At 40.8% G+C, this 15,777-nt stretch carries 28 protein-coding genes and 1 rRNA gene; all 29 read right to left on the bottom strand.

Features of this window, described 5'->3' with window-relative positions; translation table 11 throughout:
* Positions 1–363: ribosomal RNA gene (locus tag RFK25_RS06985) — 16S ribosomal RNA — on the bottom strand; the annotation flags it as partial.
* Positions 364–697: 334 nt separating this feature from the next.
* A complete protein-coding gene (locus tag RFK25_RS06980) occupies positions 698–1,957 on the bottom strand; it encodes a gamma-glutamylcysteine synthetase (protein ID WP_332412534.1) in 1,260 nt (419 codons plus the stop codon).
* Positions 1,958–2,169: 212 nt separating this feature from the next.
* Complete coding sequence (rplQ, locus tag RFK25_RS06975) at positions 2,170–2,556, bottom strand: 50S ribosomal protein L17 (RefSeq protein WP_105113652.1); 387 nt, start codon at positions 2,554–2,556, stop codon at positions 2,170–2,172.
* A gap of 14 nt (positions 2,557–2,570) precedes the next feature.
* Positions 2,571–3,509 (bottom strand): DNA-directed RNA polymerase subunit alpha, encoded by a 939-nt coding sequence (locus RFK25_RS06970; protein WP_332412533.1) that lies wholly within the window; start codon positions 3,507–3,509, stop codon positions 2,571–2,573.
* Positions 3,510–3,553: 44 nt separating this feature from the next.
* A complete protein-coding gene (gene rpsK, locus RFK25_RS06965) occupies positions 3,554–3,937 on the bottom strand; it encodes a 30S ribosomal protein S11 (RefSeq protein WP_003080097.1) in 384 nt (127 codons plus the stop codon).
* Positions 3,938–3,954: 17 nt separating this feature from the next.
* Complete coding sequence (gene rpsM / locus RFK25_RS06960; RefSeq protein WP_099832346.1) at positions 3,955–4,320, bottom strand: 30S ribosomal protein S13; 366 nt, start codon at positions 4,318–4,320, stop codon at positions 3,955–3,957.
* 19 nt (positions 4,321–4,339) lie between these two features.
* Entirely contained in the window at positions 4,340–4,456 is a 117-nt protein-coding gene (rpmJ, locus tag RFK25_RS06955; RefSeq protein WP_001808836.1) for a 50S ribosomal protein L36, read from the bottom strand.
* Between the two features lie 24 nt (positions 4,457–4,480).
* On the bottom strand, positions 4,481–4,699 hold the full coding sequence (gene infA, locus RFK25_RS06950) for a translation initiation factor IF-1 (RefSeq protein ID WP_002936627.1): 219 nt from the start codon (positions 4,697–4,699) through the stop codon (positions 4,481–4,483).
* 122 nt (positions 4,700–4,821) lie between these two features.
* Positions 4,822–5,463 (bottom strand): adenylate kinase, encoded by a 642-nt coding sequence (locus RFK25_RS06945; RefSeq protein WP_332412531.1) that lies wholly within the window; start codon positions 5,461–5,463, stop codon positions 4,822–4,824.
* A 93-nt stretch (positions 5,464–5,556) separates the two neighbouring features.
* The gene (secY, locus tag RFK25_RS06940; protein WP_332412530.1) at positions 5,557–6,867 is read right to left on the bottom strand and encodes a preprotein translocase subunit SecY; all 1,311 of its coding nucleotides are present in this window, start codon (positions 6,865–6,867) and stop codon (positions 5,557–5,559) included.
* Between the two features lie 13 nt (positions 6,868–6,880).
* Positions 6,881–7,321, bottom strand: a complete 441-nt coding sequence (gene rplO / locus RFK25_RS06935) for a 50S ribosomal protein L15 (RefSeq protein WP_002936637.1) — start codon at positions 7,319–7,321, stop codon at positions 6,881–6,883.
* Between the two features lie 130 nt (positions 7,322–7,451).
* Complete coding sequence (gene rpmD / locus RFK25_RS06930; RefSeq protein WP_002936638.1) at positions 7,452–7,634, bottom strand: 50S ribosomal protein L30; 183 nt, start codon at positions 7,632–7,634, stop codon at positions 7,452–7,454.
* 14 nt (positions 7,635–7,648) lie between these two features.
* Positions 7,649–8,143 carry a 30S ribosomal protein S5 gene (gene rpsE, locus RFK25_RS06925; protein WP_002936639.1) on the bottom strand — a complete coding sequence of 165 codons (495 nt, stop codon included), beginning with the start codon at positions 8,141–8,143 and terminating at the stop codon, positions 7,649–7,651.
* Positions 8,144–8,161: 18 nt separating this feature from the next.
* Positions 8,162–8,518, bottom strand: a complete 357-nt coding sequence (gene rplR, locus RFK25_RS06920; RefSeq protein ID WP_002936641.1) for a 50S ribosomal protein L18 — start codon at positions 8,516–8,518, stop codon at positions 8,162–8,164.
* An 88-nt stretch (positions 8,519–8,606) separates the two neighbouring features.
* Positions 8,607–9,143 (bottom strand): 50S ribosomal protein L6, encoded by a 537-nt coding sequence (gene rplF, locus RFK25_RS06915; RefSeq protein ID WP_172043756.1) that lies wholly within the window; start codon positions 9,141–9,143, stop codon positions 8,607–8,609.
* Positions 9,144–9,426: 283 nt separating this feature from the next.
* Positions 9,427–9,825, bottom strand: coding sequence for a 30S ribosomal protein S8 (gene rpsH, locus RFK25_RS06910; RefSeq protein ID WP_002936647.1), 399 nt, complete (start codon positions 9,823–9,825; stop codon positions 9,427–9,429).
* Positions 9,826–10,014: 189 nt separating this feature from the next.
* Positions 10,015–10,200, bottom strand: coding sequence for a type Z 30S ribosomal protein S14 (locus RFK25_RS06905; RefSeq protein ID WP_002936651.1), 186 nt, complete (start codon positions 10,198–10,200; stop codon positions 10,015–10,017).
* 14 nt (positions 10,201–10,214) lie between these two features.
* The gene (gene rplE, locus RFK25_RS06900) at positions 10,215–10,757 is read right to left on the bottom strand and encodes a 50S ribosomal protein L5 (RefSeq protein WP_002936653.1); all 543 of its coding nucleotides are present in this window, start codon (positions 10,755–10,757) and stop codon (positions 10,215–10,217) included.
* Positions 10,758–10,780: 23 nt separating this feature from the next.
* Positions 10,781–11,086, bottom strand: a complete 306-nt coding sequence (gene rplX, locus RFK25_RS06895) for a 50S ribosomal protein L24 (protein ID WP_014637292.1) — start codon at positions 11,084–11,086, stop codon at positions 10,781–10,783.
* A gap of 182 nt (positions 11,087–11,268) precedes the next feature.
* The gene (gene rplN, locus RFK25_RS06890; protein WP_002936658.1) at positions 11,269–11,637 is read right to left on the bottom strand and encodes a 50S ribosomal protein L14; all 369 of its coding nucleotides are present in this window, start codon (positions 11,635–11,637) and stop codon (positions 11,269–11,271) included.
* Between the two features lie 24 nt (positions 11,638–11,661).
* Positions 11,662–11,922, bottom strand: coding sequence for a 30S ribosomal protein S17 (gene rpsQ / locus RFK25_RS06885; RefSeq protein WP_000440801.1), 261 nt, complete (start codon positions 11,920–11,922; stop codon positions 11,662–11,664).
* A 23-nt stretch (positions 11,923–11,945) separates the two neighbouring features.
* Entirely contained in the window at positions 11,946–12,152 is a 207-nt protein-coding gene (gene rpmC / locus RFK25_RS06880) for a 50S ribosomal protein L29 (protein ID WP_002936659.1), read from the bottom strand.
* Positions 12,153–12,161: 9 nt separating this feature from the next.
* Positions 12,162–12,575: a 50S ribosomal protein L16 gene (rplP, locus tag RFK25_RS06875; protein ID WP_002936660.1), complete on the bottom strand. Its 414-nt coding sequence runs from the start codon at positions 12,573–12,575 to the stop codon at positions 12,162–12,164.
* Positions 12,576–12,578: 3 nt separating this feature from the next.
* Entirely contained in the window at positions 12,579–13,232 is a 654-nt protein-coding gene (rpsC, locus tag RFK25_RS06870) for a 30S ribosomal protein S3 (RefSeq protein ID WP_044689746.1), read from the bottom strand.
* Positions 13,233–13,244: 12 nt separating this feature from the next.
* Entirely contained in the window at positions 13,245–13,589 is a 345-nt protein-coding gene (gene rplV / locus RFK25_RS06865; RefSeq protein ID WP_002936662.1) for a 50S ribosomal protein L22, read from the bottom strand.
* A 17-nt stretch (positions 13,590–13,606) separates the two neighbouring features.
* Positions 13,607–13,888 carry a 30S ribosomal protein S19 gene (gene rpsS, locus RFK25_RS06860; RefSeq protein WP_000533766.1) on the bottom strand — a complete coding sequence of 94 codons (282 nt, stop codon included), beginning with the start codon at positions 13,886–13,888 and terminating at the stop codon, positions 13,607–13,609.
* 101 nt (positions 13,889–13,989) lie between these two features.
* A complete protein-coding gene (gene rplB / locus RFK25_RS06855; protein ID WP_002936663.1) occupies positions 13,990–14,823 on the bottom strand; it encodes a 50S ribosomal protein L2 in 834 nt (277 codons plus the stop codon).
* A gap of 17 nt (positions 14,824–14,840) precedes the next feature.
* A complete protein-coding gene (locus RFK25_RS06850) occupies positions 14,841–15,140 on the bottom strand; it encodes a 50S ribosomal protein L23 (protein ID WP_004195491.1) in 300 nt (99 codons plus the stop codon).
* Positions 15,140–15,763, bottom strand: coding sequence for a 50S ribosomal protein L4 (rplD, locus tag RFK25_RS06845; protein ID WP_004195490.1), 624 nt, complete (start codon positions 15,761–15,763; stop codon positions 15,140–15,142). Before rplD ends, RFK25_RS06850 begins: the two co-directional genes overlap by 1 nt.
* Positions 15,764–15,777: the final 14 nt, after the last annotated feature.

The raw sequence follows: 15,777 nt of genomic DNA, 5'->3' as shown, positions 1-15,777 counted from the left end.
TCCCGTAGGAGTCTGGGCCGTGTCTCAGTCCCAGTGTGGCCGATCACCCTCTCAGGTCGGCTATGTATCGATGCCTTGGTGAGCCGTTACCCCACCAACTAGCTAATACAACGCAGGTCCATCTCATAGTGAAGCAATTGCTCCTTTCAAGTATCTACCATGCAGTAAATACTGTTATGCGGTATTAGCTATCGTTTCCAATAGTTATCCCCCGCTATGAGGCAGGTTACCTACGCGTTACTCACCCGTTCGCGACTCACTTATCTCGGTGGAGCAAGCTCCGGTGAGATAAGTGCGTTCCACTTGCATGTATTAGGCACGCCGCCAGCGTTCGTCCTGAGCCAGGATCAAACTCTCATAAAAAGTTTTGATTCAAACTCAAGCTATTGCTAGCTTTCCGTTTTATTGTTTTTGTTCATTGACGATTTATCAATAAGATAAATCACCCTGCACGTTTGGTTCGTCTTCTTTAATTTTCAAAGGTCTTGTTCGCCGCTCTCGCGACAACTATCTTAGTTTATCATTTCTTCAACTGATTGTCAACACTTTTTTGAAACTTTTTTTAATTTCTTTTTTCGTGCTGTGTCGCTTCAGATTTGACAACTTAATCATTCTATCATCTTCATTTGACCTTGTCAACTCTTTTTGTAGATTTTTTTTATGAAATAAAATGAAAACTGATAACCTAAAAAGATTATCAGTTATTATCCTGTAAAGATAATAAGTATTTTTCTTCATCCATACCTCTGGCTTTCAGACCTTCTGTCGCACAAGTCACTAGTTCTCTGGATAATTGCCCTACGATTTCTCGTTCTATTTTCGTAAGGTGTTTTACTGAGAATTGTTTACGAAGATGCTTGTAATCTCTTCCAAAATAGTCAAAGAAATCTGTTTCTTCTAGTATTTTTTCAAATTTTTCTAAATTTACAAGCAACCCTAATTGAAAGGCAATCGGTGCAAATGTCTTATCAAATGGTTGTGTACAGATACTTCTGAATTCAATTGTGCCTCTTTTGGTCAATTCCTGATAATGATAAGAACGATGTGTTTTCAAATCGTTAGCGGTTGGAACAATTTTGTGCGACTGACCAGAGGTAGTCATAGCAGTTATTTTTTTCCTTCTTAGAAAATCTTTTGCAGTGATAGGAGGGAAGTAATAACATTTTCCATCACGTTCAATATAGAAGATGGCCGTTTTTTTCTGAAACTCAAGGTAATCCGTTTCTGTACTGAAATCCTCTGGATATACCCCGACATTATCCTCTATCAAACCATGCATAGAGGATTCCCAAAAATAATCTCGACTTATTGTCCAATCTTCACGCTCAGCAAATTCAGAATTCGCAAAAAGGAAGGCCTTGACAGCTTCAATCTTATTAAATGCATTTATAACCCGTAGATAGTTTTCACGTGATACATCAAATTGAACCTGGTTGCCGCAAATAAAACCCGCATAATCCACATAGGGATGCATATGAGGGTAGTTTTCAGCCAATCTTAAATAAGCCATAAGCATCTTATAACGATCTGTAGTTACTGGTCTGTGGTCATTTAACTGCCAACTAGGATTTATTCCCACTCCCTGCAATTCATGATCATATAAAGCCAAGAACCCCTGTATTTCTTGTAGATATAATTCAAAGCGCTTGGCTACATCGTGAATACATTTTGCCTTTGCAAACGCCAATTCTAGCGTGTTATAGGTTACTTCGAATAGGATAAGATCGCCATCATCATTGACAATCTCTATAGGATTGCCAGTTTCATTCAACTTTCTTACGTAAAAATCCATATTCTTTGCAAGATGTACGAGTAAATCTTTGGCTACTTTTATAGAGGTGGGTCCTCCACTTTTATTCACTATTGGATATTCAAGTTCAATTCCAATAAATATTTCTGGTTTATCCTGTATTTTCGAAAGATAATAATCTTTAAAGAAGTTAGTAATTTCAGCCATTTATCCTCCATTCATTCTTTAAAGTATATCAAATTTTATGCAAAATTAAAACGCCTGCTTACGAAATTACTCTAACCTAGAGTAATTTCGTAAACAAGCGTCCAATCAATATGATGAGTGTTACCGCTGGGATGAACCCAGCGGCAGACCAGAGCTAGACTAAAGATTTGAAACAAATCCCATCATCATAACACTCAACAAAATTGATGATCTTATACAAGTTCGATAATTGCCATTGGGGCAGCATCACCACGACGTGGTTCAGTTTTGAGGATACGAGTATATCCACCATTGCGTTCTGCATAGCGAGGCGCGATTTCTGAGAACAATTTTTGAAGTACAGTAGTAGCTGTGTACTTGTCAGTAGCCTCATCATAGTTTTCAGATGCGATTTCGTTACGAACGAATGCAGCAGCTTGACGACGTGCGTGCAAGTCACCACGTTTACCAAGTGTGATCATTTTTTCAACTGTTTTACGGATTTCTTTAGCACGAGCTTCAGTTGTAACGATTGATTCGTTGATCAAAAGGTCAGTTGTCAAATCGCGCAACATTGCTTTACGTTGTGAGCTAGTGCGTCCTAGTTTACGGTATGCCATGATTTCCTCCTATATTATTTATCTTTCTTCAATCCCAGACCTAAGTCAGCCAATTTAACCTTGACTTCTTCAAGACTCTTACGACCAAGATTGCGCACTTTCATCATTTCTGGCTCAGTTTTTTCTGTCAAATCAAATACAGTATTGATGCCTGCACGTTTTAAACAGTTGTATGAGCGAACAGATAGGTCCAATTCCTCAATCGTACGATCGAGCATACGGTCGTCAGACGTTACTTCAGTTTCCTTCATTACTTCTGCAGATTTAGCAACTTCAGTCAAATCTGTAAATAGACCAAGGTGCTCCATCAAAATACGAGCTGAAAGACCTAAAGCATCTTCTGGAATAATTGTACCATTTGTATTGATTTCAAGTGTTAATTTGTCAAATCCATCATTGCTACCAACGCGAGCTGGTTCAACCTGATAGTTGACTTTTGTCACTGGCGTATAGATTGAATCCACCGCAAGTGTTCCCACTGGTGCATCATCTTTTTTATTACCTTCAGCTGGCACATAACCACGACCTGAATTGACGGTCAAGGTAGCTCTAAAGCTTGCGCCTTCAGCAATAGTGAAAAGATAATGATCTGGGTTTATAATTTCAATGTCACTGTCAGTAAGAATGTCCCCTGCTGTTACTTCAGCTGGACCTACTACATCAAGTTCAATCCTCTTTTCGTCTTCGACATAAGATTTTACAGCAATGCCTTTGATGCTAAGAATAATTTGCATAACATCTTCACGGACACCTGGAACTGTGTCGAATTCGTGGAGTACGCCATCAATTTTAATTGATGTTACTGCAGCACCTGGAAGTGAAGCAAGAAGTACACGACGAAGAGAGTTACCAAGAGTTGTTCCATAACCACGTTCTAGCGGTTCGATGACAAATCTGCCGTAATCTTTTTTTTCATCAATTTTTGTTATTGTTGGTTTTTCAAACTCAATCATTTCTTACTCCCTCTTAAACGAAAAGCTGTGTATGGTATGTATGATTATACACGGCGACGTTTTGGAGGACGAGCACCATTGTGTGGTACAGGAGTCACATCACGAATTGCTGTTACTTCAAGACCAGCGGCAGCAAGAGCGCGGATAGCAGACTCACGACCTGAACCTGGGCCTTTAACGGTAACTTCAACTGTTTTAAGACCGTGTTCTTGTGCAGATTTAGCAGCAGCTTCGGCAGCCATTTGAGCAGCAAATGGTGTAGATTTACGAGAACCTTTGAAACCAAGAGCGCCAGCTGATGACCAAGCAAGAGCGTTACCATGCACATCAGTAATCATAACAATAGTGTTATTAAATGTTGCGTGAATATGAGCAATACCAGATTCGATATTCTTTTTCACACGACGTTTACGTGTTGGTTTAGCCAATTTTTCTACCTCCTATTTTATTTTTTCTTACCTGCGATCGCAACAGCTTTACCTTTACGAGTGCGGGCATTGTTTTTAGTGTTTTGTCCACGGACAGGAAGTCCACGACGGTGACGGATACCACGGTATGAACCGATTTCCATCAAACGTTTGATGTTCAAGTTAACTTCACGACGAAGGTCACCTTCAACTTTGATTGCATCAACTTCGCGACGAATAGCGTCTTCTTGATCAGGTGTCAAGTCTTTTACGCGAACATCTTCTGAAATACCTGCAGCAGCAAGAATTTTCTTAGAAGTTGCGAGACCGATACCGTAAACATAAGTCAATGAAATAACTACACGTTTGTCATTTGGAATGTCAACTCCAGCAATACGAGCCATGTTTTCTCCTTTCTATTTCTTAACCTTGACGTTGCTTGTGTTTAGGGTTTGCTGGGCAAATCACCATAACACGACCATTACGACGAATGACTTTGCAGTATTCGCAAATTGGTTTGACCGATGGTCTTACTTTCATGTCTAATCCCTCCAAGTATTTCGACTATTTAAAGCGGTATGTGATACGTCCACGTGTCAAGTCGTATGGACTAAGCTCAACAGTTACGCGGTCACCGACCAAAATACGAATGTAGTTCTTACGGATTTTACCAGAAACAGTTGCAAGGACTTGGTGTCCATTTTCCAACTCAACAGTAAACATAGCATTTGGCATTGTATCAACTACTTTGCCTTCAATTTCAATCACATCTTCTTTTGCCATGCAAAAGTAACCCCTCTCTAAATATCGATTTGATGCCCTCTGAACACAGAGGTAACAATTATAAGTCAGACTAGGCTATTTTATCACTTTTGGTGGAAAAATGCAAGCCAAATCTATTAAGTTTATTGCAATTTTGATAGCACAGTATCAATTGCTTTGAAAACAAGTTCGATGTCTTGGTCTCCTTCAATATCATGCACCAATCCTTTGGCACGATAGTGTTCGATAATCGGTTGACCTTGTGCAATGTTTACTTCTAAACGGCGTTTAACAGATTCTGGCTTATCATCTTCACGTTGGTAGAAATCTTCCTCTTTGTAATCCCCAACTGGTGGATTGAATACCTTGTGGAAGGTTTCACCTGTTTCCTTATGAATGATGCGGCCACTTAGACGCTCAATCAATTTTGATGGATCAATATCAATGTTGATTACTCCTTGCAATTCAATACCCAAATCCGCCAAGTTTGCATCTAGTGCATGGGCTTGTTCGATAGTACGTGGGTAACCGTCCAACAAGAAACCTTTTTCTTTAATATCATCTTGAACCAAGCGCTCTTTGACAATGCCATTAGTAACTTCATCTGGTACTAAATCGCCCTTGTCAATATAAGACTTAGCCAAAACCCCCATCTCAGTCTGATTAGCCATCGCTGCGCGGAACATATCGCCAGTAGAAATATGAGCAACATTAAATTTCTCTACAATCTTAGCTGCCTGTGTCCCCTTACCAGCACCTGGTAAACCCATAATTAAAAGATTCATGACAAACTCCTTATTTTGTTTTCACATAAATTTGCCAACATTGACAAACTTATCTAAAAACAAAATAGAAGGTTGACGAGGTCAACCTATATTCTATTCTGTAATTTCCAAGAAACCTACATATTTTCTCTTTAGAAGGTAGCCTTCCAACTGCTTAATACCTTCGATACTTGTTGAAATCAAGATGATCAAACTCGTACCCAAGAAAGCAATATTCGAAGAAAGCCCAAAGAGATTTTGTGCAATAATTGGTAGCAAGGCGATAAAGCTTAGGAATAGTGCGCCAATCGCAGCTAATCGCTTCAGTAATTTAGACAAGAATTGCTCTGTCCCATTTCCAGGCCGTACGCCGTGGATATAGGCAGCACTCTTTTGTAGACTTTCTGCAGTTTTTTCAGGATTAACCTGAACGAATGTATAGAAGAAAGTAAACAAGATAATCAAACTTGCGTAAACAATCATTCCTTTGACAGTTGAATAATCAAAGTATTCTTGAACTGCCATTAACCAACCTGCACTTCTATTCTGACTTGCAAAATATTGAATCAATGAAGTCGGAACTGCAGTAATGGAACCTGCAAAGATAACGGGAATAACTCCTGCTGGATTCAATTTTAGGGGCAAGTAAGAACTAGAAGGCGCACCTTGAGCACGTTTTGTGTATTGAATTGGTAGTTTATACTCAGCTTGTTGTACAAATGTTGTAAAGTAAATTACAAAAAGTATTAAGACAATCAATGCTGCAACAAAAATCGCAGATTGTCCCAGACGACTCGATTCAATATTAACAAAACGGTCGATGTAAATCTCATAAAAAGTTCCTGGTAGGGAAGAAATGATACCTGCAAAGATAATCATTGATGTCCCATTACCGTAGCCTTTTTCAGAAATTTGTTCTCCTAACCAAGTAACAATAACTGAACCAGTTGTTAAAATGGAACCAATTAACAAATAAGTTTGCCAGTTAAGTGGCATATTTGTTAATTTTGCGCCTGATAGAGCATTGAAACCTGCTGTGATACCGATAGACTGAACAAACGCCAACACCAAAGAGATGTATCGGGTCGCTTGATTTAACTTCCGTCGACCAACTTCACCCTGTTTTCCCCATTCTACAAATTTGGGTAAGATATCCATTTGTAAGAGTTGAACAATGATAGAAGCTGTGATATATGGGCTAACCCCTAGCGCAAAGACCGAAAAATTTCGCATTGCATTACCAGAAACCAGACTCAACATGTTCAAAAATGGGACATTTGACAAGGCTTCAAGACTTTTTGCATTTACTCCTGGCACTGTAATATGAGTACCGATTCGGAAAACCAAAAGGATAAAAATGGTAAATAGAATTTTACTACGCACCAATTTTATTTTCAAGGCATCCTTTAAAAGCTTAAAAAACATAGGCTGTCACCTCTTAGATGACTTCTACTGAGCCACCTTTAGAAGTGATTGCTTCTTCAGCTGATTTAGAGAATTTAGCAGCCTTAACTGTCAATTTCTTCGTCAATTCGCCGTTACCAAGGATTTTGATACCTGATTTTTCAGCTTTAACAATACCAGCTTCGATAAGTACAACTGGTGTTACTTCAGCACCATCTTCAAAAGCGTTCAATTGATCAAGGTTAACGATTGCGTATTCTTTAGCGTTGATGTTTGTAAATCCACGTTTTGGAAGACGACGGAACAATGGAGTTTGTCCACCCTCAAAACCTGGACGAACACCGCCACCGCTACGAGCTTTTTGACCTTTTTGACCACGGCCAGAAGTTTTACCGTTACCTGATGATGTACCACGACCTACACGGTTGCGGACTTTACGAGAACCTGTAGCAGGTTGCAATTCATGAAGTTTCATTACTTATTTTCTCCTCTTTTATATGCTAGCGCCTGTGGAATACAAGAGTCTTTGTCCACAAACTCGCTTATTTTATTAAATTGACTAGAAGTCGCAAAGAATTTTCTATGCGACTTAGCCATTTGTTATTTTACTTAACTTCTTCTACAGTTACCAAGTGAGAGATAGCGTTAACCATACCAAGGATAGCTGGGTTATCTTCCTTAACAACTGAAGAGTTCAATTTACCAAGTCCAAGTGCAACAACTGTTTTACGTTGTTCTGGTTTGCGACCGATTGGAGACTTAGTCAAAGTGATTTTAATTTGAGCCATGAGTATCTCCTTTCTTATGCTAAATCAGAAACTGAGATGCCACGAAGTGCAGCCACTTCTTCAGCACGTTTCAATTGTTTCAAACCTTCAACTGTTGCGCGAACGATGTTGATTGGTGTGTTTGAACCAAGTGACTTAGAAGTCACATCTGCGATACCTGCCAATTCGATTACGGCACGAGTTGCACCACCCGCAGCAACCCCTGAACCTTCTGAAGCAGGTTTCAACAATACACGAGCGCCGCCAAATTCTGAGCGAACTTCGTGAGGGATTGTTGTACCAACCATTGGTACTTCAATCATGTTTTTCTTAGCAGATTCAACTGCTTTACGGATAGCTTCTGGTACTTCTTGAGCTTTACCAGTACCGAAACCTACGCGACCGTTACGGTCACCAACAACCACAAGAGCTGCAAAACGAAGACGACGTCCACCTTTAACAACTTTTGTAACACGGTTGATGGCTACTACGCGTTCTTCAATTTCAACTGCGTTATCTTTGAATGCCATTTCTTAGTGTCCTCCCTATTAGAATTTCAATCCGTTTTCACGAGCTGATTCAGCCAAAGCTTTCACACGTCCGTGATAGAGATATCCACCGCGGTCAAAGACCACTTCAGAAATACCTTTAGCTACCGCGCGTTCAGCAACGAGTTTACCTACAACAACAGCTTGTTCTGTCTTAGTACCTTTTGAAACTTCTTTATCAAGAGTAGAAGCGCTTGCGAGCGTTACACCCGCTACGTCATCAATCACTTGAGCGTAGATGCCTGTATTAGAACGGAAAATGTTCAAACGTGGGCGAGCAGCAGTTCCAGAGATTTTACCGCGAACGCGACGGTGGCGTTTTTGGCGGATTTTGTTTTTATCTGGTTTTGAAATCACAATATTCACCTCTTAATGTATGATTCTGTTTCTTGCGAAACAATTTGAGAAATAGTCAGCCAGGTGGCTCAGCCACCTCAGCAAGCTATTATTTACCGGTTTTACCTTCTTTACGGCGAACGAATTCACCAACGTAGCGGATACCTTTACCTTTGTATGGCTCAGGAGCACGAAGGCTACGGATGTAAGCTGCTGTTTGACCAACAACTTCTTTGTTGATACCAGACACGATGATTTGTGTTGGTGTTGGAACTTCAAATGTGATACCTTCTGGTGCAACCACTTCATCTGGATGTGATTTACCAACAGCAAGTGTCAATTTGTTACCAGCCAATTGAGCACGGTAACCGACACCACGCATTTCAAGTTCTTTTTTGAAGCCTTCCGAAACACCAACAACCATGTTGTTGAGGTTAGCACGGCTAGTACCGTGAATAGTCTTCATTTCTTTTGAATCGTTTGGACGGTGAAGAGTAACTTCTGTACCTTCCACACGGATTTCAATAGCAGTTGGGAATTCACGAGTCAATTCCCCTTTAGGTCCTTTTACAGTTACCACGCCGTTGTTTTGAGCAAGCTCAACACCAGCAGGCAATGTAATTACTTTATTACCAATACGTGACATATTTTTAAATTCTCCTGTTAAATTATCAGGCCGTCAAGCGACCAGTTTTCACGGGGGCTCATTTAAACACGGACAATAGCCCGTGTTTAAATGAGCATGGTTACATGATACTAAATAATCAGTAAATCTGATTTGAACACGCACGAAGAACCAGTCCTCTCGCATTTGTATCATGCTTTTAGGTTTCAATTTCTAAATGTGGCAAGGCAGAGCGACACAGACCATACTTGAGTATGTCAAGATACTCTAACACAGGCACATGACGAAATTGGAAACTAAAAGATTACCAAACGTATGCGATAACCTCACCACCAACGTTCTTTTGACGAGCTTGTTTGTCAGTCAAAAGACCTTCTGATGTTGAGATGATTGCGATACCAAGTCCGTTAAGAACTTTTGGAATATCTTCACGTTTTGAGTAAACACGAAGACCTGGTTTTGAAACGCGTTTCAAGTTAGTGATAACTTTTTCACCGTTTGGTCCGTATTTCAAGAATACGCGGATGATGCCTTGTTTGTCATCTTCGATGAATTCAACGTTTTTTACAAAACCTTCGTTTTTAAGGATTGTAGCAATACCTTTTTTGATGTTTGATGCAGGAACTTCAAGCACTTCGTGTTTTGCTTGGTTAGCGTTACGAATACGTGTCAAAAAATCTGCAATTGGGTCAGTCATAACCATTTGTTGTTTCTCCTCTTACTAGCAGTTTGATTAAATCACTTGCTAGTTAATGATGTCCTTGCGGACAAGTGATAAGTGTAAATAGAATAAGTTGCTAGTTCTAAGCAAGTCTAAGAAGCACTTTGTAGGCAGTACTAGCGTACAGCAAGAAGCACTGTCGACGAATTGCAACGGAATAGCAAATTATTCTTACCAAGAAGCTTTTGTTACGCCAGGAATTTGTCCAAGGTAAGCCAAGTCGCGGAAGCATACACGGCACAATTTGAATTTGCGGTAAACTGAATGTGGACGTCCACATTTTTCACAGCGTGTGTAAGCTTGTGTAGAGAACTTAGCTGGGCGTTTGTTCTTAGCGATCATTGATTTTTTAGCCATTTATTCTCTCCCTCTTATTTTGCAAACGGCATACCAAGGCCAGTAAGCAGTGCACGTGATTCTTCGTCAGTGTTAGCAGTTGTAACGATAACGATATCCATACCGCGAGTTTTATCAACATCGTCGAAGTTGATTTCTGGGAAGATCAATTGCTCTTTCACACCAAGTGTGTAGTTACCACGTCCGTCAAATGACTTAGTTGGTACACCGTGGAAGTCACGTACACGTGGAAGTGAAACTGTAACCAATTTGTCCAAGAACTCATACATACGTTCGCCACGAAGAGTTACTTTCGCACCGATCGCAACACCCTCACGAAGACGGAAGCCGGCGATTGATTTCTTAGCTTTAGTGATAAGTGGTTTTTGACCTGAGATCAAAGCCAATTCTTGAGCAGCTTTCTCAAGGTTTTTAGCGTTAGAAACAGCGTCACCAACACCCATGTTCAAAACGATCTTATCAACTTTTGGCACAGCCATAACTGAAGAATAGTTAAATTGTTCAGTCAAAGCAGGAACTACTTCATTAAGATATTTTTCTTTTAAACGATTTGCCATTATACTTCTCCTTTCCTTCGTGATTAATCAAGCACTTCGCCTGATTTTTTGTTGTAGCGAACTTTTTTGCCGTCTACAAACTTGTAACCAACGCGTCCTGCAACACCATTTTTGTCAAGAACTTGAACGTTTGACACATGGATTGGAGCTTCTTTTTCAACGATAGCGCCTTGAGGGTTTTCGCTGTTTGGTTTTTGGTGTTTCTTAACGATGTTAACACCTTCAACAATAACTTTGTTTACTTTTGGAAGTGCTGTTACGACAAGAGCTTCAACGCCTTTGTCTTTACCAGCGATTACGCGAACTTTATCGCCTTTTTTTACAAACATTTGATTTCTCCTATGATTTCTTACGCCCAAATGGGCACCCTGGTTAGTTTGTTAACCAGGGGACTTAGTTTGTTTTCTAGTTTACTAAATCCGTCACAGACTTCATTAGTTTATTTTGATGTACCCAAGTACAATCTACAACAAACTGCCTAGTCTGTAACAAATTTCCTAAAACTATATAATTAAAGTACTTCTGGTGCCAATGAAACGATTTTCATGAAACCGCCGTCACGCAATTCGCGTGCCACTGGGCCAAAGATACGAGTTCCGCGAGGGTTTTTGTCTTCACGGATGATAACTGCAGCATTCTCATCGAATTTGATGTATGAACCATCAGCACGACGAGCACCTGTCTTAGTACGAACGATAACGGCTTTAACAACGTCACCTTTTTTAACCGCACCACCAGGAGTAGCTTGTTTTACTGAAGCAACGATGATGTCGCCGATGTTCGCGAATTTACGTCCTGAACCACCAAGAACTTTGATTGTCAAGATTTCACGTGCGCCACTGTTGTCAGCAACTTTCAAACGAGTTTCTGTTTGAATCATGTCAATTTTCTCCTTTCAGGTTGATTAAATGATAACAGCCTCTTCCACAACTTCTACAAGACGGAAACGTTTTGTAGCTGAAAGTGGGCGAGTTTCCATGATACGAACGATATCGCCTTCTTTAGCAACATTGTTTTCATCATGAGCTTTGTACTTTTTAGAGTAGTTAATACGTTTACCATAGACTGGGTGGTTACGTTTTGTTTCAACTACAACTGTGATTGTTTTGTCCATTTTGTCAGATACTACGCGTCCAACAAGAACTTTACGATTATTGCGTTCCATTGAAATTCTCCTTTCCCAATCTATTATTTAGTTTCAGATTGCACAGTTTTGATACGTGCAATTTGTTTCTTCACTTCGTTCAAACGAGCAGTTTGCTCAAGTTGACCAGCAGCAGCTTGGAAACGAAGTTCGAAGAGTTCTTTCTTCAATTCGTTTTCTTTCTTAGCAAGTTCTTCTTGAGAAAGGCCACGAAGTTCTTTTACAAAATCTTTAATTTCTTGAAGTTTCATGTCTTCTCCTTATTCTGCTTCACGTTTTACGAATTTAACTTTAACTGGTAATTTGTGACCAGCAAGGCGGAATGCTTCACGTGCGATTTCTTCAGAAACGCCAGCTACTTCAAACATAACCTTACCGCGTTTAACTGGAGCTACCCAACCTTCAGGAGCACCTTTACCAGAACCCATACGTACACCGATAGCTTTAGCAGTGTATGATTTGTGTGGGAAGATCTTAATCCAAACTTTACCACCACGTTTCATGTAACGCGTCATAGCGATACGGGCAGCTTCAATTTGGCGGTTTGTAATCCATGAGCTAGTAGTTGCTTGAAGACCGTATTGACCAAAGTCTACTTGTTTTCCACCTTTAGCTTCACCGCGCATTTTTCCACGGAATTCACGACGGTGTTTTACACGTTTAGGTACTAACATTTGTTATTTACCTCCTTTAGTGTTTTTACGAGCTGGAAGAACTTCACCACGGTAGATCCATACTTTGATACCAAGTTTACCGTAAGTTGTCAGAGCTTCTTCCCAAGCGTAGTCGATATCCGCACGAAGTGTATGAAGAGGAACAGTTCCTTCTGAGTAGCCTTCTGCACGGGCAATATCAGCACCGTTCAAACGACCAGAAACTTGTGTTTTGATACCTTTTGCACCAGCGCGCATTGCACGTTGGATAGCTTGTTTTTGAGCACGGCGGAATGCCACACGTTGCTCCAATTGACGAGCGATTGACTCACCAACAAGGTGTGCATCCAAATCAGGTTGTTTGATTTCGATGATGTTGATGTGTACTTGCTTACCAGTCAATTTGTTCAATTGAGCACGAAGTGCATCTACGTTGCTACCAGCTTTACCGATAACCATACCTGGTTTAGCAGTGTGGATAGAAACGATAACTTTGTTTACAGCACGTTCGATTTCGATTGTTGATGTTGACGCATCAGCCAATTCTTTTTTGATAAAGTTGCGGATTGCAAGATCTTCATGAAGGTAATCCGCGTATTCTTTTTCAGCATACCATTTAGCATCCCAATCACGGATGATGCCAACACGCATACCAATTGGATGTACTTTTTGACCCACGTTTTTACCTCCTTATTTCTCTGCCACAACTACAGTGATGTGAGCTGTGCGTTTGTTGATTGGTGAAGCAGAACCTTTCGCACGTGGACGGAAACGTTTCAACGTTGGTCCTTCGTTTGCGAATGCTTCGCTGACTACCAAGTTAGCTTTTTCCAAACCAAAGTTGTTTTCAGCGTTAGCGATTGCTGAGTTCAAAACTCCCTCGATAATGCCTGCAGCTTTGTTTGGTGTGAATTTCAAGATTGCGATTGCGTCTGCTACGCTTTTGCCACGGATGTTATCCAAGACAAGACGTGATTTACGAGGTGAAACACGTACTGTGCGAGCAGTTGCTTTAGCTGAAGTAATTTCTGCCATTGTGTTTTCCTCCTAAATTATTTACGACGAGTTTTCTTGTCGTCAGCAGCATGACCTTTGTAAGTACGAGTTGGTGCAAATTCACCAAGTTTGTGACCTACCATGTCTTCTTGAATGTATACAGGTACGTGTTTACGTCCATCGTAAACTGCGATTGTATAGCCGATGAAACTTGGGAAGATCGTTGAACGACGTGACCAAGTTTTAATTACTTTTTTCTTTTCGTCATTTGCTTGAGCTTCAACTTTTTTCATCAAATGCTCATCGACGAAAGGTCCTTTTTTAAGACTACGTCCCATTTTAGTGTTTTCTCCTTTAAAATATGTACCACAGCGGCTTGCCCGCTTTGCGGGCTACCGAGTTGGCGGATGATATAGATTGCTAAGCAACTAAGAATAGATTATTTTTGGTTGCGACGACGAACGATAAGTTTGTCAGATTTAGCTTTCTTGTTACGAGTTTTCAAACCAAGAGCTGGTTTACCCCATGGTGTAGATGGTGCTTTACGACCAACTGGTGCTTTACCTTCACCACCACCGTGTGGGTGATCATTAGGGTTCATTACAGAACCGCGAACTGTTGGACGGATACCTTTCCAACGGCTACGACCTGCTTTACCAAGGTTAACAAGGCCATGTTGTTCGTTACCTACAGTACCAACAGTAGCACGGCAAGTACCAAGGATCATACGAACTTCACCTGATTGAAGGCGAACAAGAACGTATTTACCTTCTTGACCAAGCACCTGTGCAGATGCACCAGCAGCACGAACCAACTCACCACCGCGACCTGGTTTCAACTCGATGTTGTGAACAACAGTACCGACTGGGATGTTTGCAAGTGGAAGTGCGTTACCAACTTTGATATCTGCTTCTGGACCTGAAACGATACGTTGACCAACTTCAAGACCTTTAGGAGCAATGATGTAAGCTTTAACACCGTCTGTGTAGTGTACAAGAGCGATGTTTGCTGAACGGTTTGGATCATACTCGATCGTTTTAACGATTGCTTCAACGCCATCTTTATTACGTTTGAAGTCTACCAAACGGTAGAAACGTTTGTGACCGCCACCTTGGTGACGAACAGTGATGCGACCGTTGTTGTTACGACCAGCTTTGCTCTTCAAAGCAACAAGCAAGCTTTTTTCTGGAGTGCTTGTTGTGATTTCAGCGAAGTCCAAAGAAGTCATGTTACGACGGCCATTTGTCGTTGGTTTATAAACTTTAATACCCACGTTAATTCCTCCTTTGATTATTCAGCGTCAGCTGTAGCGAACAATTCGATCGCTTTTGAATCAGCAGCCAATGTGATGATTGCTTTTTTCACCTTGTTTGTGCGACCTACATAACGACCTACGCGTTTTGTTTTAGGTTTCACGTTGATTGTGTTAACATTTGCAACTTTAACACCCTCGAATGCAGCTTCAACAGCTTGCTTGATCAAGAGTTTGTGTGCACGAGTGTCAACTTCAAATACATACTTGCCTGCTTCGAGTTGGCCCATTGAGCTTTCTGTGATGACAGGTTTTTTGATAACATCATACAAATTCATTATGCAAGAACCTCCTCAATTTTAGAGATAGCTGCTTGAGTTACAAGAAGTTTGTCTGCATTTGCGATGTCAAGTACGCTTGCAGTTGTTGCAGTTGCAACTTTAACTCCTGGGATGTTACGAGCAGAAAGAGCTGCGAATTCGTTGCCTTCTTCAAGAATAACAAGGACTTTAGAATCAATGCTCAATGCTGCAAGTACTTTTGCAAATTCAGCAGTTTTTGGAGCTGTGAATTCAAGTGAGTTAACAGCTACAAATTTGTTTTCAGCAACTTTTTCTGAGTAAACAGATTTAAGTGCCAAGCGACGAACTTTTTGTGGAAGTTTGTACGCGTATGAACGTGGAGTTGGTCCGAAGACTACGCCACCGCCACGCCATTGTGGTGAACGAATAGAACCTTGACGAGCACGTCCTGTACCTTTTTGGCGCCATGGTTTGCGTCCGCCACCTGAGACTGCTGAACGGTTTTTAACTGCGTGAGTGCCTTGACGAAGGCTAGCACGTTGGCTGATAATCACATCAAATACAACTGCTTGGTTTGGCTCGATACCAAAAATCGCATCGTTAAGAACTACTTCACCAGCTTGTTTACCAGTTTGGTCAAATAATGTTACGTTTGCCATTTCGACTGATTTCC

Source organism: Streptococcus sp. SS-4456 (assembly GCF_036680365.1).
In the GTDB taxonomy this organism is placed as follows: Bacteria; Bacillota; Bacilli; order Lactobacillales; family Streptococcaceae; genus Streptococcus.
The sequence above is the reverse complement of the archived record's forward strand: the minus strand, read 5'-3'. Positions and strand labels throughout refer to the sequence as shown.